16 protein-coding genes and 1 pseudogene are annotated in these 20,011 nt (G+C 40.6%); 13 read left to right on the top strand and 4 right to left on the bottom strand.

Translation table 11 applies throughout. The features are described from left to right. Positions 1-111: 111 nt before the first annotated feature. Complete coding sequence (locus tag NST58_RS20695; RefSeq protein WP_076183172.1) at positions 112-663, top strand: polysaccharide deacetylase; 552 nt, start codon at positions 112-114, stop codon at positions 661-663. Positions 664-741: 78 nt separating this feature from the next. Continuing rightward, on the top strand, positions 742-1,392 hold the full coding sequence (locus NST58_RS20690) for a polysaccharide deacetylase family protein (RefSeq protein WP_339244063.1): 651 nt from the start codon (positions 742-744) through the stop codon (positions 1,390-1,392). Positions 1,393-1,412: 20 nt separating this feature from the next. Here NST58_RS20690 and NST58_RS20685 read toward each other — a convergent pair whose 3' ends face one another. Next, positions 1,413-2,252 carry an AraC family transcriptional regulator gene (locus NST58_RS20685; RefSeq protein WP_076217885.1) on the bottom strand — a complete coding sequence of 280 codons (840 nt, stop codon included), beginning with the start codon at positions 2,250-2,252 and terminating at the stop codon, positions 1,413-1,415. A 235-nt stretch (positions 2,253-2,487) separates the two neighbouring features. Between NST58_RS20685 and NST58_RS20680 the strand changes: the two genes are divergently transcribed. The 4 genes from NST58_RS20680 to NST58_RS20665 all read left to right on the top strand — a co-directional run bounded on the left by NST58_RS20680 (position 2,488) and on the right by NST58_RS20665 (position 8,851). Continuing rightward, complete coding sequence (locus NST58_RS20680; RefSeq protein WP_248548588.1) at positions 2,488-3,396, top strand: chitosanase; 909 nt, start codon at positions 2,488-2,490, stop codon at positions 3,394-3,396. 85 nt (positions 3,397-3,481) lie between these two features. Continuing rightward, positions 3,482-6,070 carry a metallophosphoesterase gene (locus NST58_RS20675; RefSeq protein WP_339244061.1) on the top strand — a complete coding sequence of 863 codons (2,589 nt, stop codon included), beginning with the start codon at positions 3,482-3,484 and terminating at the stop codon, positions 6,068-6,070. Positions 6,071-6,663: 593 nt separating this feature from the next. Then, on the top strand, positions 6,664-7,038 hold the full coding sequence (locus tag NST58_RS20670; protein WP_076182861.1) for a hypothetical protein: 375 nt from the start codon (positions 6,664-6,666) through the stop codon (positions 7,036-7,038). A 172-nt stretch (positions 7,039-7,210) separates the two neighbouring features. After that, on the top strand, positions 7,211-8,851 hold the full coding sequence (locus NST58_RS20665) for an alkaline phosphatase (RefSeq protein ID WP_339244059.1): 1,641 nt from the start codon (positions 7,211-7,213) through the stop codon (positions 8,849-8,851). A 131-nt stretch (positions 8,852-8,982) separates the two neighbouring features. Here NST58_RS20665 and NST58_RS20660 read toward each other — a convergent pair whose 3' ends face one another. Beyond that, positions 8,983-10,029 (bottom strand): DUF418 domain-containing protein, encoded by a 1,047-nt coding sequence (locus NST58_RS20660; RefSeq protein WP_076182853.1) that lies wholly within the window; start codon positions 10,027-10,029, stop codon positions 8,983-8,985. A 184-nt stretch (positions 10,030-10,213) separates the two neighbouring features. Between NST58_RS20660 and NST58_RS20655 the strand changes: the two genes are divergently transcribed. The 4 genes from NST58_RS20655 (at position 10,214) to NST58_RS20640 (ending at position 14,548) form a co-directional block, all read left to right on the top strand. Beyond that, on the top strand, positions 10,214-11,362 hold the full coding sequence (locus tag NST58_RS20655) for a VanZ family protein (RefSeq protein WP_339244057.1): 1,149 nt from the start codon (positions 10,214-10,216) through the stop codon (positions 11,360-11,362). Between the two features lie 153 nt (positions 11,363-11,515). Beyond that, on the top strand, positions 11,516-12,283 hold the full coding sequence (locus NST58_RS20650) for an ABC transporter ATP-binding protein (protein WP_038572078.1): 768 nt from the start codon (positions 11,516-11,518) through the stop codon (positions 12,281-12,283). Then, positions 12,270-14,189: an ABC transporter permease gene (locus NST58_RS20645; protein ID WP_339244055.1), complete on the top strand. Its 1,920-nt coding sequence runs from the start codon at positions 12,270-12,272 to the stop codon at positions 14,187-14,189. The genes NST58_RS20650 and NST58_RS20645 overlap by 14 nt, the downstream gene beginning before the upstream one ends. Before the next feature lie 5 nt (positions 14,190-14,194). After that, positions 14,195-14,548 (top strand): YxeA family protein, encoded by a 354-nt coding sequence (locus tag NST58_RS20640; protein WP_076301684.1) that lies wholly within the window; start codon positions 14,195-14,197, stop codon positions 14,546-14,548. Between the two features lie 82 nt (positions 14,549-14,630). Here NST58_RS20640 and NST58_RS20635 read toward each other — a convergent pair whose 3' ends face one another. Together NST58_RS20635 and NST58_RS20630 are read right to left on the bottom strand one after the other, a co-directional pair. Beyond that, positions 14,631-16,025, bottom strand: a complete 1,395-nt coding sequence (locus NST58_RS20635; protein WP_339244053.1) for a HAMP domain-containing sensor histidine kinase — start codon at positions 16,023-16,025, stop codon at positions 14,631-14,633. A 6-nt stretch (positions 16,026-16,031) separates the two neighbouring features. Then, on the bottom strand, positions 16,032-16,733 hold the full coding sequence (locus tag NST58_RS20630; protein ID WP_076127196.1) for a response regulator transcription factor: 702 nt from the start codon (positions 16,731-16,733) through the stop codon (positions 16,032-16,034). A gap of 341 nt (positions 16,734-17,074) precedes the next feature. Between NST58_RS20630 and NST58_RS20625 the strand changes: the two are divergent. From NST58_RS20625 to murQ, 3 genes and pseudogenes are all read left to right on the top strand, one after another. Then, a pseudogene (locus NST58_RS20625) lies at positions 17,075-17,352 on the top strand (hypothetical protein); the annotation flags it as partial. Positions 17,353-17,646: 294 nt separating this feature from the next. Continuing rightward, positions 17,647-18,510 carry a MurR/RpiR family transcriptional regulator gene (locus NST58_RS20620; protein ID WP_042129113.1) on the top strand — a complete coding sequence of 288 codons (864 nt, stop codon included), beginning with the start codon at positions 17,647-17,649 and terminating at the stop codon, positions 18,508-18,510. 573 nt (positions 18,511-19,083) lie between these two features. Continuing rightward, positions 19,084-19,989 (top strand): N-acetylmuramic acid 6-phosphate etherase, encoded by a 906-nt coding sequence (gene murQ / locus NST58_RS20615; protein WP_076278682.1) that lies wholly within the window; start codon positions 19,084-19,086, stop codon positions 19,987-19,989. Positions 19,990-20,011: the final 22 nt, after the last annotated feature.

Genomic DNA, 20,011 nt, shown 5'->3' with positions numbered 1-20,011 from the left:
AAAAGAAAGTTTCGTTAGGTACAATGGATGAAATAAGAGACAATAACCGTTTTAAGGATGGTGAAAAAGTTGGGTTTCAAAATACGTAAAAACACGGTGCAGTCCGTCTGGATGATGTGGGAAAAAACTTTTGCGTTGCTTTCACATTTTCGCGGATCACATAAGTCACGCTTTGGTATATGTACCGTGATGCTAAAAAAGCACCGGGGACAGCCTATTGTATGCCAAGACGCCACGGTCATCAATCAGGGAGAGTGGGTGGGAGAACTCCACCTCGACAATGAAAGAATCCTGAAGTTGATCCGGTCCGAAGGATCGGATCGTGCCGCACTGCAAACGGCTCGCATGCTGCGCAAATCAATGCAGCAAATCAATGAAGCGTTCGAATCGCAGTCGGAGTTCAGGCAGGTCAAGGCTTTATTGGGGATTACACTGCTCCATCGGGGATTAACGCACGGTCTTGGTTTTGAACAACAAAATATAAAGTCCGGCGTTTTCGAACGCATCACCACCATCTATCTTCGATTGCTGCTGTCTGCCATGCATCCTGAAGGGAGACAAAGAATCAATCGGCGAACAGAGCAACTGGTCCCGATGTTACTGATCCATTCACGCGCCTCACTGAAAAATCGATTTTCACCCGGACAGAACTACTCTGGATAGGTCTTAAGCTTGTTATAAGGAGGTGTAATCATACTTACATATCTGATAGGAGGAATACTATGTGCCGCTACTCTTTACATGTTTATTCCAAGTTTGATTACACGAGTGAGCGGCTTTGGTGTCTTTCGCAAAGGAACGGTAGAAAAACAGGTGGCATTCACTTTTGATGATGGGCCACATCCGAAATATACGCCGGAGTTGCTGGATTTATTGAAGTTACATCAAGTGAAGGCTACTTTTTTCGTGCTTGGAGCGCGAGCGGAGCAGTATCCAGATCTGATCAGAAGAATGGATCGGGAAGGCCATCAGATTGGCATCCATAATTACTGCCATACCTCTAATTGGCTGATGCTGCCCAGTACGATTAGGCGAGAACATCTGGAACGCTCCGCTGATATTATAGAGTCTATTGTCGGAATCAGACCCAATCATTACCGTCCACCCTGGGGATTAATCAATCTATTTGATTTCTTTCGGCACAAGCAGTATCGAATTGATCTATGGTCGCTGAAGGCGAGTGACTGGAACATCCGGGCCTGTCAAACCCGGATGCAGGCCATTTTATTAGGTGGAATCACCGATGGCTCCGTTGTTTTACTTCACGACAGCGGAGAGACTGCGGGCGCGGACCGGCATGCTCCTTATTTTATGCTGCAAGCTTTAGAAGAAGTGCTAAACCAACTACAGGCAAGAAACTTGCAATTTGTTAGGCTTGATGAAATGTCTTGATGTATTCCAGTGATTTGTTATTAAGACTTAAATTGTTTGCGGAAGCAGAGCGGCGAGATGCCCATTATTAATTTGAAGGTTCGTCCAAAGTGGGAGGTGTTATCGAACCCAACCATTCCCGCAATTTCAGTAACATTAAAAGAAGAGCCAACCAGCAAATCACGCGCTTTTTTAATGCGGATGTTATTGATATATTCAATGAAGCTGAACCCGGTGGATTCTTTAAAAGTGCGGCAAAGGTAGGAAGAGCTTATGTCGAATTGCCGTGAAATCTCACAGAGCTTGAGCGGTTCCATATAATGTTGATTTACATAATTAACGATGTCCAGGACTTTCTTATGTGTACGATTGGATTCTACAAATGAAGCTACGCGGCTGTCAAATAGTTTACGATTAAGATAGAGGAGCAGCTCCACCAATAATATTTGTTGGTACTGTTCATATCCGCGGGCTTGCTTCTTCCCCTCCTGGATCATTTTCTGAAAAAGCTGTTCGATGAAATATTGATCCATCCCGGTCATCTTCAAAGCACGGTAATCACTTTTGAACAATTCGAGCAGTTCCTCACATTGACTGCCGGTGCAGAAATGCTGCAGGAATTCTTTTTTAAACAGGAGTGTAACCCGTTCATACATATTGCAGCCGGAATTGACCAGTTTGTGCATTTCGTGAATATCCATAAATAGTAGTGTTCCGCCCGCAACCTGGTAAGTTCTGTCCCCTATAAAATAATAAAAATCCCCGGATATTAAATACAGAATCTCATATGCATCATGATAGTGTCTTGAAGGCATGCTGGTGTATACCTGTTTCTTGCGGCTGATGTCAAAAAGAGTAGACTCATAAAATACCGGTTTCATTCAGCACCTCCTAAGAGGATTGTAGACTTAATCTATGGTTTGTAGCAACATATGTATAAAAATTAATATTTACAAGAAAATACGTGCTGTTTGGACAAAGTTTTTGAGATAAGCTTAAATTGAATTACCAAGTGTTGGAAAAAGGAGGGCTGTCATGCTCAGATAGGTTAGGGATAAGGTTCACTGCCACTAAAAGTTAAAGCGCTTAAACTATTCAATTAAAGGAGAGATTGCGGTGCTAAATTCAACGAAGAGTAAGGTTTCCAAGAAGATGAAATTTTCATTGATGATTCTGCTCAGTTTTTCAATGATTTTTTCTTATGGCTGTCTGTCCAAAACATCTCAACAGAAAAGTTATGCGGCAGGGAACCCTGATTCTAATTTCTCACCGGCAACACTTCAATTCTTGCGTGACAACACAGGTCTGGATGGTGAGCAGTGGAACAATATTATGATGCTTGTCAACAAACCGGAGCAGGACGATCTGAACTGGATCAATTTTTACGGATATTGTGAAGATATTGATGATGACCGCGGGTATACGATTGGAATATTCGGTGCGACTACAGGCGGCTCAAATGATACCGGTCCCGACGGTCCGGATCTGTTCAAGGCATATGACGCTGCCAAAGGCGCGAGTAATCCTTCGGTTAAAGGCGCATTGGCCCGGATCGGTGTTAAGGGTTCGATGAAAGGGAAGATCCTCGAGATCAATGAAAGCGAAGAGAGCTTCTGCAGAAAAATCGGCAATTTGCAAAATGATCCCGAGTGGAGAGAGGCTATGTGGAAAACGTTCTACAATATCTATATTAAATACAGTGTGGAGCAGGCCCGCAAACGCGGCTTTAACTCGGCATTAACTATTGGTTCCTTCGTGGATGCAGCGCTGAACCATGGAGCTACCGGCGGCTCCGAGACCCTTCAAGGGCTTTTGGGTAAATCCGGAAGCAGCACGGATGAGAAGACTTTTATGACCAAATTTTATAAAGAACGGACCAAGATTGTGGATACTAATGAGTACAACTCTCCGCCTAACGGCAAGAACCGTGTGAAGCAGTGGAGCAATTTGCTGAACATGGGAGAGACAGACCTGAAGGGTGCAGATTCGGCAATCCTTCAAGTCACCGACTGGGAACTCCAATAACCGGAAGGTAAGGGCAGAACCGCCGTTCTTCTCGGAGACGGCGGTTCGATGATAAGTGAGATTAAGGAAGAGGGAGATGGGCTGAATGGATAACAACCAATCTTATCTCAAAAATAGATTTTACAAGGTAATCAGTCTAATGGTTATAGGTTTGCTGCTTGCCATGGAGTTGACCGGTTTTGTCTCAGCAGGAAGGGAAGAAATTGAGGAAGACCTTGTAAATGAAGCAACTGCAGTTCAGGAAACGATTGCCCAGTGGATTTTTAAAGACAAAGGCGAAAACGGTGTATTTCCGGCTACAGGCGGGGTATATCAGACGTCTTCATCCATTCGTGATGTAGGAACTAATACGGATGCGTACACCTATGAGTCAAGTGAGAACAGCGTACGCAACCAGGGCTGGCATGAAGGAACGGGCCTAAAATACTGGCTTGCCACGCTTTCTACCCAAGGCTTCGAAGGGATCTTCCTCTCTTCACAGCAAACCTCTTCAAGTACAGGACCCAGGGATTTTAAGGTGCAATACAGTATAGATCAACAGGAATGGATAGATGTTACGGGCGGCAACCTTGTTCTAGCCCAGAACAATTTTAATTGTTCCAATAATTCCTGCAAATTAACTAACCTCGCTTTGCCTGCCGGAACAAACAATCAAGATGTACTCTATATCCGCTGGGTGGTAAACTCTGCGAAAAGCGTAAGCGGGGGAACGGTGTCCAGCTCAGGCTCAAGCAGAATCAAAGATGTGATAATTAAAGGAACACGCAGCAGCGGCGAACCTGGGAACACTCCCACACTTGAGGTAAGCAAAACTCCCGCTTCAGGGGCTGCAGATGTTCCCCTTAACGCAGAGATCACCGTGAAGTTTAACAAAGCCATCAGCCTCGACAATAGTTATCAAGTTGTAATCACAGAAAACAATCTTCCTCTTACCAACATTTCTGCTTCACTCCTCGGTCAAGACACAGTCAAAGTCAGCCACCCTAATTTCACTGCCGGCAAAACTTACAACGTGACCGTCCCTAAAGAGCTTGTTAAGGGGACTACGGATGGCCGTACACCTGAGAACGATATTACATGGAGTTTTAAGACGAAGTCTCCGGATACCGGCATCAAAACTCCAACGCTGCTGAACATGACTTTTAATGGAGACCCAAAGACAAGTATTGCCTTTGACTGGTATACAGCCGAAACCGTCAGAGGTACAGTAGTGCAAGTAGTGGAGGCCACCAATGCGGGAGGAAGCGAGTTCCCGGAACAACTGGCAGCTTCTTATGAGGGCAGCGCAACAGTTATTGAAACCTTAATGACATCAGGAGACAGAAGCTCCAAAAAGTATAAAAAGTTCGCCAGCCACAAGGTTATTGCAAGCGGTCTTAAGCCTGGAACCAAGTATATCTACCGGGCCGGTAACGGTGATGCGGACGGCTGGAGCGAGGCGGGTTCTTTTACCACGGACAAGGCGGATAATCAGGATTTCCATTTCCTCTATGTAACCGACACCCAAGGCTCAAGTAAATCGAATTTCGATCTGTGGCAGGATACTTTTAAGAGAGCTATTGAGAAAACGGTAGATCCCAAGTTTGTTCTTCTTACAGGGGATCTAACGGATGACGGTGATCTGGAGCAGTTGTGGCAGTGGTTCTTAGGTGTGCCGAAAAAAGAATTTGCCAATGTGCCATTTGCACCGATTATCGGCAACCATGAGATAGAGGATTATCCGAATAACAACTTCTATAACCATTTTAATCTTCCAAAAGATGTCGGGACGGGCGCTCATGACGGGTCGGTATATGCTTTCGAATACGGCGATGCCCTGTTTATGCAGATCAATTCCCAGTACGAAGGGGAGGTTAAGCCGTATAAAGCGGATATTCAGTTCACGAAGCAATTGGAATGGATGCGGAATCAAGTGGCAAAGACCGACAAGAAGTGGAAATTCGTCTCGATGCATAAGGGAGCGTATTCTTCAGGGGATAATGCTTCGGCAGAAAGCGACCGGGTAGAATTTTACCGGAAATATCTAATTCCTGTATTTGATGAGCTGGGTGTGGATATGGTGTTTGAGGGACATGACCATATGTATATGAGGTCTTTTCAAATGCTGAACAACGTTCCGATTAAGAATGTTATTACCGATGAGCAAGGAAATGTGCTGAATCCCAAAGGGACCGTGTATCTGATGGGCAACTCGGCCGCTTCGAAATTTTATGCCATTAATCCAGATGCAGACACTTTTTTTGCAGCAAAAAACGACCAGCCCAATAAGAAAATGTTCGTGGATGTTTCCATTACAAGCGACGTGCTGAAATTCACATCCTACACAGCTGTTAAAGATAAACCTCTTGCCGTCTATGATGCTTACAGTATTAAACGGACTGACGTCAAACCCGGCATTGTAGAAAATCCAAGTGCAGTAAGACAGTCAGGGAACCGTGCAGTTCTTTCGTGGAAAGCGCCAGCAAATAGCTCTGAGCCTGTGCGAGGTTACCGGATTTACGAGAAAAATGATAAAGTCAGCACAAATTGGAGCGTGTATGTGCCGACGGTAAGCGGTCAGACGAGTTACAGTTATACATTAAACGGCATAGATTCTGCTAAAGCCTACAATTTCGTGATTAAAGCAGTGGGGACAAGAAATAATTCGCTTCCAGCAGAGGCAGGAATGCAATGAATGGATAGAGGAGGCGTTGACGGGGCTTAGGCATCCGTTAACGCCTTTTTTTCATAGTTGTTGAAGCTGTCCATTCCTCCTAGGTAACTCCTCCAAAAGATAGCTTCACTTTTTACCAGATCATGATTCATTGCGCATTGGCGTGACTTGAGTTCCTTTTAACGGCATAACCTCTGCATTTGTCCCTTGAAAGTATAATTAAAAAGATATTTAATATTAGGCCTACGAAACCTAGAATTGGGATGATAAATTTAAGTGCCATCCATATATAGACCCCAGGTAAGCCGTGAATCAAAAATACGCAGATCCATGACAGTAAAGCTGCAGCCAACATTGTACTACCTAAATACCCGAATGTTTGAGTTATTTTTTTCATATTCGCTCCTAACGTATAAGAAAGTGTCTAATAGTTAGATGAATATAACTGGAAAATCACTTCGGCTGCTAACATATCCGAGGCTCGACTCGGTGATTTGGATAATACCACCGTAGGGAAATCTGAAAAACAATCATTTGTGCAACTGTATTTGTCTTGTACCGTTCTTTGAAGTTAGTAATAGACTATATCAATCTCAGAGAAGGAGTTGATTTAGTTGGCTAACAGTGATATACGTCTTACTCTTTGGTCGGGTACTAATTTTACCAATCGCCGGATTCGATTCAGACGTGGGGGAGTTGCGGTTCGTGATCTTGGAGCGTTTCGGTTTAACAACGTTCTCTCGAGTTTCCGTCTCAGAAATGTTGTGCAGAGCTCTCAAGTAACGCTTGTACTATTTTCGCGAATTAACTTTCAGGGATCGTTCCGTGTATTCCGTGGCAGCCAAAACGTAGCGAACTTGAATAATTTTAACTTTAACAATGTCACATCTTCGTTGATATTGGTAGGCCGTATCCTTACAAGCTCCGAAATTTCCCAAATTCAAAGCACGGGTAGAGCGCCTCGAGATGTCCTCGTAATAAGACAATAATAATGCAAAGGGTGCCCCTAGGGCGCCCCTTTTTTACAAATATCAGTAGCACAGGTCAAGACAAAATATGCATAGAATTTAATATAAAATAAGAGAATAGGTGCTGCTCCCGCAAACAATCCTCCTTTAAACTAGTAACGTACTTAACAAAATCTGCTAGAGGAGGATTCAAATGCGCAAAAAGGTTATCGGGAGAATTTGCAGTACAGTTATGGTTTGCAGTCTGCTTGCAGCAGGCAACGGAACATCCTACGCCGATGGCGCCAATAACTCTGATGCTCCTACCAACAAATCTGTCAAAAACGTAATCCTGTTTATTACGGATGGGATGAGCTTATCCGATGTGAACTTGGCCAGATGGTATCAGGGAGGTCAGGCGCTTGCGATGGATAAGTATTTCAGCGGGCTGGTGAGAACCTATTCTACGGATTCACTGACCACAGATTCCGCTGCGGGAGCTACGGCTTATGCCACAGGCCATAAGGTTAAGAGTGAGACGGTATCCATACTTCCAGACCGAATAACGATGCCTTTCGTAAGCGCAGTTAAACCAGAGGACATGAACAAACCTCTGCCTACCCTTATGGATGCAGCGAGAATGGCAGGGAAAAGTACAGGAACGGTATTCACTTGTGAATTAACGGATGCGACACCGGCTACATTTTTAAGTCATGCATACACGCGTGACAATGCGCAGTCTATTGCAGAACAGATGGTCTATAGTGGTGTAGATGTACTACTTGGGGGCGGTTCCGGGTATTTGGTACCCGGCAAAGAAGACATTAACCGCAAGGACGGAGAAGATTTAACCAAAATCCTGAAATCAAATGGGTATGAATACGTAACGGATAAAGCAGGTTTAATGAATTCTAAAACGAATAAAATCTGGGGACTATTCAACCCCGAAGCACTAGATGCTGATTTTGACCTGAACCCGCAAAAGCAACCGAGCCTTGCCGAAATGACCAATGTAGCGATAGAGAAGTTGTCACAGAACGAGAATGGTTTTATTCTGATGGTCGAAGCAAGCCAGATTGACTGGTATGGTCATGATAACGATCCAGTGGGGATTATGAGTGAGACCTTAGCGTTTGATAAAGCCTTCAAAGCCGCTGTTGATTTTGCAGAAAAAGACGGGAATACAGCAGTCTTATCGGTTTCGGATCATGCTACCGGCGGGCTCAATATGACGAACTATGATTCTACCAAAGACCTAATCTCCGTGCTGAAGAAAGCGAAGCACACCAGTTATTACATTGAAGGCAGTATTAATGAGAGCAATTTCAAAAAGGTCCTTGCGGATAATTATGGACTTATTGATCTAACCAAAGAAGAAGCGGATCAAGTCAGATTGGGAATGCAGGACAACCTTTCGCCAGTCATCGGTAAAATTTTGGGGGATAAAATAGGAGTAACCTTCTCTACGGATGATCACACATCGGAAGAAGTTGGATTGTTCGCCTACCATCCGGCTAATTTTAAACCGACCGATTTCATGAACAGCGGTGTAATCCAGAATACGGATGTGAATAAGTATATTCAAGAAGTAACCGGACTCAATCTGGCGCAGCTTCAGGATACACTGTACGTATCCAGTGATAAATTCAAGGCCAAAGGAGCTACGATTACCCTAGATAAGACCGATAAGACTAATCCGGTGGTTGTAGTGAAAAAAGCAGGCCAAGTTCTCAAGCTGCCTATAGATAAAAATATCGCCATTCAGGATGGCAAAACAACGAAACTAAATGTGCTGACAGTAATGATTAAAGATAAAGTGTGGATTTCGCAGGATGCTTTGGACTTAATTCTCTAATTCATAAAGTTCATGTTGTGATCTGTCGCCTAAAAGTTAAAGCGCTTAAACCCAAAAACCCCTTTTTAAAAGGGGTTTTTGGGTTTAGATAAGAAATTCCGACTTGAATTGAGGCGAGGAAAGCGAAGCTTTTATCGTTTGATTGCAGGCTTTGTTCCATAGGTCATCAAGCGCCAAACCTTTTCTAAAGGGCCCATGGAAAAAAACTTGAACCAAATGGTGCTAAAAATGATTTGAATCATATAAATCAGAACTGCGATGTAGAGAATATCTTTTGGTGAAACGACTTCGAGACCTATCATTGAAATGATTGCCGTCCCTATAATGCTTTGTGCTACATAATTTGTAAACGCCATTTGACCCACCCGTGATATAGGTTTCAGGAATTTCACCATTTGTTTATTTTCTAATAGTAGAAATAATGTTGTTAAGTAGAACAAAGTGGTTGGGAGAGATCCTAAGCCCGTAACTGAATCTACATTGCTGTTCCCATTTTGGGAAGCGTTCCAAATCCATAGTGAAAAACCAATGAACAACAGAAATGATACCATTTGAATCCATCTAATGGGTCTTGTTAATTCTTGTATGTGTGTCAGCCAACCTGACTTTGCGGTTAAAAAACCAGCTAAAAACATAATAAAGATTTGTATAGCGTCATTAGAAAAAATATCAAGAATAGATGAGATTGCCCCTTGAGAAGGTAGGAATATTTTTACCACTAAGGAAATGATGTAAATGGATGTCATACCCATAAGCCACTTTTTAAGTGTAGAAACCGTTGTGTGATAAAAAGGGATCAGAAACAATCCGATAATGGCATATGCGGGCAGAATGGTTCCCCAAAAGATAAATACATGAATGATTCCCAGCAGCAAAAGGATTAGTAAACGTCTAGCCATACGCCATCTGGGTTTATCTCCCCGGCTTTCGGCTCTTGAGGCGAAAATGTATAGACCTACACCAAATAGGAATGAAAAAATAGAAAAGAACTTTTTTTGTACGAAGATGATTATCAAGCTATGGATGATTCCATTAATGCCACTATAGTCTGGTAAGGGATCTCCTTCCATAATAACTTTAAAGGCTCCAACATTTATAAGCAGAATGCCAAAAAGAGCAAGTCCGCGAATGATGTCGAGTGAAATGATTCTTTCTTTTTGCGAAATGGAGGGATTCATTAATAGTGCTCCTTTGAAAATATTTTTATTTGCCTAGGAGTCAGTATAAGTTGCGAACCTTACATTAAATTGATGCCAACATTACAGGATCCTTAAATTTGATAAAATGTTCCAACTCCAGTTGAATTAGAATCAGTTTTATGGTTAATATGAATACTAAATCATTTTGGGGTGTGAACTAGAAATGTCAGCATATACTCAACCGATCTTTGTGGCAGCGATCTTTTTTGTGGTTTTAGCATTTGCCTTTTTTATCCCATGGCTCATTTATACCTATAGAAAATATAATTACCTTCCCTTTTCTACCACGTTAATTTCGTTTTCATTTATCTTTTACTTTCTAGCAGCGTTATTTTTAGTATTGTTGCCGTTGCCGGAAATACGTAACACTTGTTCGCTACAAAAACCGGACACACAACATTATTCACTTATGCCATTTCAATTTATAGTGGGCACCTTTGGGAATAGTGGCATCGTGTTATCACAGCCTGCAACTTATAGGCTATTATTTAGCCAACCCTCATTCTATCAAGCGTTTTTTAATTTCTTGCTATTATTACCTTTTGGTGTTTATCTGCGATACTTTTTTCAAGATAAGAAATATTGGAAGAAAGCTCTAGGCTTCACGTTCTTATTAACTTTATTTTATGAGATAACACAGGTAACCGGCATTTACGGGATTTATAATTGCCCTTATCGTATTTTTGATGTGGATGATTTATTGTTAAATACTACTGGCGGTGTACTGGGGTTCTTTATTGCTCCAGCTGTGTTGGCGTTATTCCCGTCAAAAAAGAAAATTAAGGAGAAAGCGGAAAGATTATTAGCGCTTGATGAAGTAAGAGGGATGTCTGTGTTACTGGCTGTTATTATTGATCTATTTATCAGCAACCTAGTAGTTAAAGTTGTGTTGAGTATGACCAACGTTAATATGGTTAGTGAATTTATTGCGAGCACCATTACACTTTCTGTAACCTTTTTTATTATTCCGATGATTTGGAATGGATCGACAATCGGTACGAAAATAATGCGTTATCGCTATGACAGTAAAATAAGTCGAGTGGAAACTAACAAACGATTATTTAAACGCTTTGGTGCCATTTACGCGATGTACTTCATAACAGTCATTGCGAAAACGTTGAATAATGTGGAAATATCAATGGATTCTCCATTTTATAAGGCATCTATATTCTTAACGCTAGGTGCTGGATTGACCTCTCTCATTTTAACGATCGTATTGTTCGTTCATGTTATATTAGTCGTGTTTGGCAAACAAAAACGCCGCTTTTACTTTGATGAAGCTTCTGATTTATATACAACCAGAAAAAAATGAATGCTATTCAATAGCAAAGGGATACTCCGTAGTCTTAAATGGCTACAGGGTATCTTTTTTTTGTAGATTTAAGCTTGTTGTAAGGTTGGCATGAATTTGCTGTAAGGTTCGGTGCCTATAGTATAAGTATCAGCAAATTATGAGGTGAAATGAATGGAACCATTATTAAAAGTAGAAAACGTAAAAAAAGTGTACGGGAAGTTAAGTGCTGCTTACACAGCGTTGGAAAACGTGTCTTTTGACATTCATGAAGGTGAGTTTGTAGGGATTATGGGACCTTCCGGAGCGGGAAAATCAACCTTGCTAAATTTGTTAGCAACCATAGATTCTCCAACAGAAGGAAAGATATATATGAAGAACAAGAGTATTCATGATCTGAAGGAAGCAGCTTTGTCAGACTTCCGGCGTGAACATCTCGGGTTCATCTTTCAAGATTACAATTTACTCGATTCCTTGACGGTAAAGGAGAACATATTGCTTCCCCTGGCGATTGCTAAAATTCCAGCGAAGAAAATTAATCACCTTGTGACTCAGATCTCTAAAGTATTTGGGATTGAAGATTTACTGGGGAAATATCCTTACCAAATCTCTGGGGGTCAAAAGCAAAGAACCGCTGCGGCTAGAGCGCTCGTGACAGAGCCAGCACTGATTTTGGCTGATGAACCAACAGGTGCACTTGACTCTAAATCAGCAACAGATTTATTGGAAAGCTTAAGTACTTTAAATGAAAATAACAATTCGACCATTATGATGGTGACCCATGATGCCTTTGCCGCAAGCTTCTGCCGCCGGATCATTTTCATCAAGGATGGTTCATTTTCAACAGAAATCTATCGTCGTGATCAGACACGCAAAGCCTTCTTCCAAGAGATCTTAGATGTTCATGCGGCCATTGGGGGTGAGGTAGATGACGTTATTTAGTCTAGCAAGAAAAAATATAGCCAGAAACTTCTCGCAATATTTTTTATACATCGCATCGATGGTGTTTAGTATCATCATTTACTTTACATTTGTGACCTTAAAATATAGTGATACGATAGCAGAACAGACGGCTTCATCCCAAAAACTGGGTTCCCTAATGAGTGGAGCGGCAGTCATTCTTATCTTTTTCGTGTTCATATTTATAGCTTATTCCAATTCATTTTTTATGAAAAAACGTAAAAAAGAAGTCGCACTGTATGCGTTGCTGGGGGTACGTAATCGTCAAATCGGTTTTATGCTCTTTTTTGAAAATTTATTATTAGGATTATTCTCTTTAATAGTAGGGATTGTATTTGGCTTCCTTTGTTCAAAAGGATTTATGACGATTTTGATTCATTTAATGGGTTATGACGTTGTAGCACCCTTTACTTTTTCAATGGCGGCAGCGATGAACACGGCTATCGTATTTCTTGTTATTTTCTTAGTGACATCGTTTCAAGGCTACCGTTTGATCTATCAATTTAAGCTGATTGATTTATTTCATGCTTCCAAAAAGGGAGAAGTGGCGCCTAAACCATCTATGATAGTAGCTGTTCTTGGAGTGTTACTTATTGTCTTGGGCTATTGGCTTGCAATGCAGGACCTTTTCACTTCTAAGGTATGGGCAAAAATCGGATTTCTCATGACCGTATTAATTATTTTAACAACGGTAATTGTGGGTACATTTTTATTGTTCCACAGTGTGACTGGCTTTCTGTTAGCAATGATTAAGAAAAATGAAAAGTGGCTGTGGAAGGGCCTTCATGTAATAACCATTTCGCAGCTGCTCTATCGTATCCGTGGGAATGCACGTACATTAACTGTGATTGCTGTGTTGAGTGCTACAACAGTAACTGCCGGTGGAGCGGTCTATAGCCTGTATTACAATACGAATGACTCGGCAAAAACGATTAATCCGAATACCTTTATGTATCAATTAACAGATGCAGAAATGGATAAACAAGTAAGTGCTGTACTGCCAGCTACAAAATACGATGAAAATATCGAAGCGCTATCCATTACGTTTCATACGAAAGAATTAAACTCGCCATCCTCGTTCGATAGCTCTGATAAAAGAGGGTATACAGTTATCGATAAAAAAACATACAACAATTTAGCAAATGTACAGCATAAAGAAAAATTAAATGTAAAGGATGGCTACGCGGTTATTTTAGATATCGGATATAACAAAAGGCTCTCACCTATGTATACAGGAAAAACTATAACAACAGGCAACGGCCATCCACTCACATTCCAAAGCTTTAAAACACAAACCGTATTAAATGCAGGTACAGCAGGTATAACAGTTGTAGTCTCGGATGAACAGTATAAAGTATTACGGAATGATGGAGAAGTGCTACGCTATCGTGTTCTTGGGGTAGAGGATGCCTCTGTGGATTTATCTGCAAAAATTGCAAACCAATTACCTGAAGAAGCGCTATTTTCAAGCAGGCCTCAAGATTACCAAACAAGCTTGGAAAGTGTGGGTTCTCTACTTTTTATAGGAAGTTTCCTTGGACTCGTATTTCTGGCTGCAACAGGCAGTATCATTTACTTTAAAGTTTTAACTGAGGCAGAAGAAGATAAAGCACAGTACAATATGCTGCATAAAATGGGTGTCAGTGCAAAAGAAATGCGGAAATCCATTGCGTCACAGGTATTCGTTATCTTTGTTGTACCGCTTATAGTAGGGTTATTGCATAGTGTAGTGGCTTTAAAAGCATTCTCTAGTCTACTGATGATAGATTTAGCAAAGCCAGTGTTGCTCTGGATGATTGCTTATACCATAATTTATGGGTTGTATTATTTCTTAACCGTAGCTTCATACAATCGTATTATCACACTAAATAATAGAACAGAAGGATGATTGAGATGAAAAAATTTCTAATTACTATGGGTATTTTGTTTGTTATTGGGGTTGTAGGTGTCTTTGCTCTAGCAAAGATTGATTTCAATCGCATGAATGCCCAAAATTACTATTTACAAATTACAGAGGATGGGAAACCCCATGAATATAAACTGAGTGATGGTACAGTGATGACTTCCTATTCCTATACACTAGAAGCTACAAATGCCAAAGGTAATACGATTCCACTGGAATTTAATGCACAAAAAAATCTTCGTAAAGGCGCCTACTTAAAAATGTATGTAAAAAAAGGTGATCAAGTCTCCTCATATGATGAAGTGAAGGTAGAGGATATTCCGCTAAAAGCAATAAAAAACTAAAAAATTGAAGAAGGGCTGTCTCCAATAAAGGTAATGGAGCACAGCCCTTTTCTCTGCCTAATGAGTAAGTAAGGCATTTGTATTATAAAAGTATAGTAATGGTGGTTCCGGTATTCTCAATGCTCGTCATATCGAGTTTCCCCTCATGAGCCCAAATAATGTCTCTTGCGATGGCCATTCCTAAACCAGTACCATGCTTGCTGGCTGTATTTGTACCCCGATAGTAGCGTTCGAAAATCTGTTCCAGATCTTTAGCCGAAATACCCTGGCCATTATCAGAAATCGAAATTCGGGTATGAGATTCTGAACCTGTATCCACTCGAATCTTCACCACGACATTTTCATCGTTATGCACCAGCGCGTTGTAGATCAAGTTAAGGATCGCTCGTTTTAGTAACTTCTTATCTACTTTATGCATTGCTTTAGCCATATTCGCCTCAAACTCTATCTGCCGTTCTCCAAAGGTCGGGTCATTTAAAAGTTCAATCGTCATTTCTCGTAGAAACTGAACGAGATTCACCTCTTCAAATTGCAGGGATAGCTGGTGATTACGTAAACGTGTCGTTAAATTGAGGTCATCTAACAGATCTTTCATATACATCGATTTACTCTTGATAATTGACGTGTATTCCTGTAATTCTTGGGCTGTTAAATCTGTGGCACTGTCGTTAATAAATTCTGCATAACCTTGAATAGAAGCAAGTGGTGTCTTCATGTCATGTGAAACATTGCTAATCCATTCCTCACGCATTTGATCGAGACGTTTACGTTCCTCTTCATGTCGATCGAGCTTTTCAGATAGTTCATTCATATTACGAAAAACATCTTCATAAACACCTTTGGGAGTAGGCATTTTCTTAAAACGTCGTTCCCTGAGCTGTTGAATACCCTCTATTAATGTATGAAGGGGTGCAGTTAACTTTTTCCCAAATAGAAATCCAATGAGGATTACAATAAGCACATCAACGATTAAAAAAATGAAAAGAAAAACATTAACATCTTTGAAAATTTTAGCGTAGTCATAGGTCATTACGTAGCGGCCTATTTTAGGATTATTAATCCCTAAAAAGTAACTGAAATGTTGGGCTTCGCTGACAAAAACCGTCGTGCGTGCATCTAATTCTTTATATTTATACATTTGTACAATTTCAATAGGAGAATACTCTGTTTTCAATTCTTCAGGGGTATAAAATGCTGCTGCTTGCTCCCCTTGGTCATTCAAGAATTGTACCCAGGCGCTCATTTCTTGTAGTTTTTTGAGACCTTCTTCATTCACAATAGGTTTGCCAGCCTGTAATTCTACGTATTGTGAAAAGGTTCGGCTAAAGGTTTCTGCAGATGCTTCTTCAGTGCCAAAGTTATTATTATTTACCTTTATAACGAATAAGGAAAGGAACAAAATCGCGTTTACAATACCAACGATCACAACAATAGTCATAACCGATCTTAAAAAGCGGAGTGTCAATTTCCATTTCAACTAGTCTCACTCCTTGGTATTTAATTTATAACCTAACCCTTTAACCGTCAAAATAAAGGAAGGATTTGAAGGGTCTGCCTCAATTTTTTCGCGTAAGCGCCGAATATGTACCATCACTGTATTATCGGAGCCAAAAAAGTCCTCACCCCACGCCTGTCCAAACAAGGTTTCTTTGCTTAGAATCTGATTGGGATGATGCATAAAACAGCTCATTAAACCGACTTCTTTGGCGGTTAGCACGAGGACCTCGCCATTCTTTTTTAATTCTGTCTCATTGGCACTAAGCTCAAAGGGGCCAGCTTGTAAGCTTTTCGGAGCTTTTTTTTCTTCTGTAAAGCCAGCTCTTCTCAGTTGTGCCTTTACCCGATAAGCGACTTCTTTCGGACTGAATGGTTTAGTAATATAATCATCGCCACCTATCGCCAGTCCTAACAGCTTATTAATTTCCTCGTCTTTTGCAGACATAAATAAGATGGGTGCATTTGATGTTTCCCGAATTTTTCTGCATAAGTCATATCCTTCTCCATCTGGGAGCATAATATCTAGCAATATAAGCTCAGGATTATACTCCTGGAACTTGTCCCAACCCTCTGCAACGGTCCCGGCAGTTACAACGTCTGGAACACCTTCTTTATGTAAAACAGCCTTCATCAGACGCGCTAAATCATCTTCATCGTCTATGATTAATACCCATTTACGACTTGCCATTTATTTCCCTCCAAATCCGTCTTTATGTACATTATTACATTATAAAGAACTCTTTATTTCTTGCGCAAAAAAATCGCAAAAGAAAGGCTTGCATGAAGATGGATATTACTTAGACGAACATAGCAAAGCAATATTCGGTCATTTATTAAAATTCATTCTAGATATAGTCAAATCCGGTAAGGAGGAGAAATTGTTACGCCCCCTGCCTTCCATGGCATTGATCTGCACTGTATATGGCCCTTTGAAGATGTTCGCTAAAATGATGGAAGAAGGTGAGTTACTGTATTCGCTTGAGCTCGAAGAAGAACTTGCAGACAGCTTTTGGAATGCCATTAGATGGCTTGATTGCAGCCCTGGGCGTTGATTACTTCCTGATGATGCGGTATAACGAGCTTGAAGGGGATGTTGGATCACCTGCGCCGCGTTGATTCCTTCGGGCGTAACGACACTTATACAGGTAGCATTCGTATTAATCATTGCACTATTATTACTAAGTGTAGCGGCCATGCCGGTGTTCTTGACTACATTAAAGCAGCTTGCTAGCAAATTAAATGGTTCAAGTACGGTGCTACATCAAAGAATGTCGTTGACAAATCGAGTCATATTTAGACGGCAGTAAAATTTAAAAATACATGCGTATTACGTATGCTGAGAACAATAGAAAGAATCTTCGGGGACCTTTGTGGTCCCTTGTTTCACCATATCAGAAAGTATATAATTATCGACTATACCTTACAACTTTATTACGCTATAATCAACGTAAAGTCACCAGATGACCTAAGAGTAGGATGATTTTAATAGATTAATTAATATTAGCTTTGATATGCCGAAACGTATTTTGTTATTGAAATAGGTTGTTTATATTGTTTATGATATTAATAAAGGTGTTAATTAAATCTAGAGTAGGTAGATTATGAGTCTAAATGACAACGTATTAATTAAAATTCGTGATATGCGAGAGAGTTTTACACCAGTTGAACGATTGGTCGGAGATTACATTTTAGAAAATACGGAAGAGATCCCTCATTTGTCGATTAAGGAATTGGCTCAATCGAGTAAGACAAGCGATGCATCTGTCCTTCGTTTCTGTAAGACGATGGGTTACAGCGGATACCGCAATTTTATTGTGAGTATATCGGCATCTTTGGGTTCTCGTGATGAGGATTCAAAGGCTCAATATACAGATATTCAGCCAGGTGATGATCTCTCGACAATTATATCAAATATTTCATTGAATAATTGCAAGTCCATTGAGGATACGCTTAGTGTTATTGATCGAAAAGAAATTACAAGAGCTGTAGAATTACTATGTCATAGTAAGCGAATTGTTTTCTTTGGAATAGGTGCTTCGGGACTCGTTTGTATGGACGGGGAACAGAAGTTCTCGCGAATTAATAAGATGTGTCATGCCTATACAGATGGTCATAGTCAGCTCACGGCAGCAACTTTACTTGAGAAAGATGATGTTGCCATTTTCATTTCTAACTCTGGAGCAACTAGTGATATTATTGATGCACTGGAAATTGCCCAAAAGAATAGAGCGAAATGTATTGCGATTACGAAGTACAATAAAAGTGAGCTTGCGGAGCGGGCGGATATTGTACTGAGCATATCCACACCTGAAATAACAATCCGCAGTGGGGCTATGGGCTCGCGTATTGCGATGCTTACGATCATCGACATATTATTTGCTGGTGTCGCAAGTGCAGAATATGAAGAAGTAAAAACCTACTTAACAAAAACGCATAATATATTAAAGAAAAAACTTAGAAATTAGGTTCTGATAGAATGAATGTGAAGGAAAGCATTGATCATGGATCAATGCTTTCCTTTTTTTGTATTCCATTCGCTTATTCGTGTACTAAAATGTACTACATATCAATCCATGTTAGATTATCTACATGATGAATACGTCGATCTAATGAATATAATAAGTAGTTTAATTCAATAATTAATAGCTTGGCACACAATAATGAGGAAGAAAATGAATGGAATCGAAGACGAAACATCATCCGGTTGAACGCGGATGATGTAACTTTATGTTTCGTTTGGAGCGGTAATCAGCAAATAATACATTTTTTTAAATCGCTTTAACCTTAGAGCCATAGCGATCAAAGCAATTGGTAAAAATTTAAATTGTATCTTGTAAGCGCTTTATAAATGTGGTATAACATAGTATGTAAGAAATGAAATAAAACATCAGAATTTAATTTCTTTATGAAATTATATTTCAAAATCTATTGACGAAGCGATGGTGTTGTATTAGTATAAGAGCATAATAATTGTAAGTTAATATAACACGTTTTGTTAACTAGGTGACAGATTGAGACTGGGAAGAAGGAGGATGGCTATGAATGACTACCTTGCGGGATTGACAACAGAGGCTGTGAATCCAGACACATTAATGATTGATGAATGTACTACGGAAGAAATGATCCAGTTAATGAATCAACAAGATGCACTGGTCCCCAGAGCTATAACTGAGGAGATTCCGCAGATTGCAAAGGCGGTAGATATTCTACATCATAGGTTGTCTAATGGTGGAAGAATGTTTTACATAGGAGCTGGCTCATCAGGAAGATTAGGTGTTCTGGATGCTTCCGAATGTCCTCCTACCTTTGGTACAGATCCTTCCTTGGTGCAGGGCTATATCGCTGGTGGTGATATTGCTTTGCGTACTGCGGTTGAAGGCTGTGAAGACGATATGGATGAAGGGATCGCATTAATCGAAAGCATTGGTGTAACAAACAAAGATGTACTAATTGGGATTTCGGCAAGCGGTAGTGCAAACTACGTTATTGCAGCTTTAGCGAAAGCAAAGGAACTTGGAGCAGCCACTATCGGTGTTTGTAACAACAGAGGCTCAAAGTTCGAACCCATTGTAGATGTTTGTATAACACCTGTTGTAGGACCTGAGGTCATTAGCGGTTCGACTCGATTAAAGGCAGGAACTGCTCAGAAGTTGGTGCTTAATATGCTGACAACATGCACAATGGTCAAGTTAGGAAAAACGTACAACAACTTGATGGTTGATCTGAAGGCTAGTAATTTTAAGCTCGTAGATCGCTCGATTCGTATCATCATGAACACGACTGGTGTAGATACATCAACCGCCGCAGAAACACTTGAAAAAGCATCTATGAACTGTAAGTTGGCAATTATGATGATTAAATCGGGGTTAGATGCAAAAGAAGCAGAACAAGTACTTAACGCAAACGGAGGACGCTTGAAACAGGCAATCGCATCAATGGTTTAGGTGTGAAAAGTGGAATAACAGG

Origin of the sequence: Paenibacillus sp. FSL R10-2796, assembly GCF_037965315.1 — a bacterium.
GTDB lineage: Bacteria > Bacillota > Bacilli > Paenibacillales > Paenibacillaceae > Paenibacillus_AQ > Paenibacillus_AQ odorifer.
This window is presented reverse-complemented; position numbering and strand designations above follow the sequence as displayed.

Coding starts and splice junctions, on each gene's coding strand:
- NST58_RS20695 (WP_076183172.1), top strand. CDS start 112: ATGATGTGGGAAAAAACTTTTGCGTTGCTTTCACATTTTCGCGGATCA.
- NST58_RS20690 (WP_339244063.1), top strand. CDS start 742: ATGTTTATTCCAAGTTTGATTACACGAGTGAGCGGCTTTGGTGTCTTT.
- NST58_RS20685 (WP_076217885.1), bottom strand. CDS start 2,252: ATGAAACCGGTATTTTATGAGTCTACTCTTTTTGACATCAGCCGCAAG.
- NST58_RS20675 (WP_339244061.1), top strand. CDS start 3,482: ATGGATAACAACCAATCTTATCTCAAAAATAGATTTTACAAGGTAATC.
- NST58_RS20665 (WP_339244059.1), top strand. CDS start 7,211: ATGCGCAAAAAGGTTATCGGGAGAATTTGCAGTACAGTTATGGTTTGC.
- NST58_RS20660 (WP_076182853.1), bottom strand. CDS start 10,029: ATGAATCCCTCCATTTCGCAAAAAGAAAGAATCATTTCACTCGACATC.
- NST58_RS20655 (WP_339244057.1), top strand. CDS start 10,214: ATGTCAGCATATACTCAACCGATCTTTGTGGCAGCGATCTTTTTTGTG.
- NST58_RS20650 (WP_038572078.1), top strand. CDS start 11,516: ATGGAACCATTATTAAAAGTAGAAAACGTAAAAAAAGTGTACGGGAAG.
- NST58_RS20645 (WP_339244055.1), top strand. CDS start 12,270: ATGACGTTATTTAGTCTAGCAAGAAAAAATATAGCCAGAAACTTCTCG.
- NST58_RS20640 (WP_076301684.1), top strand. CDS start 14,195: ATGAAAAAATTTCTAATTACTATGGGTATTTTGTTTGTTATTGGGGTT.
- NST58_RS20630 (WP_076127196.1), bottom strand. CDS start 16,733: ATGGCAAGTCGTAAATGGGTATTAATCATAGACGATGAAGATGATTTA.
- NST58_RS20620 (WP_042129113.1), top strand. CDS start 17,647: ATGAGTCTAAATGACAACGTATTAATTAAAATTCGTGATATGCGAGAG.
- murQ (WP_076278682.1), top strand. CDS start 19,084: ATGAATGACTACCTTGCGGGATTGACAACAGAGGCTGTGAATCCAGAC.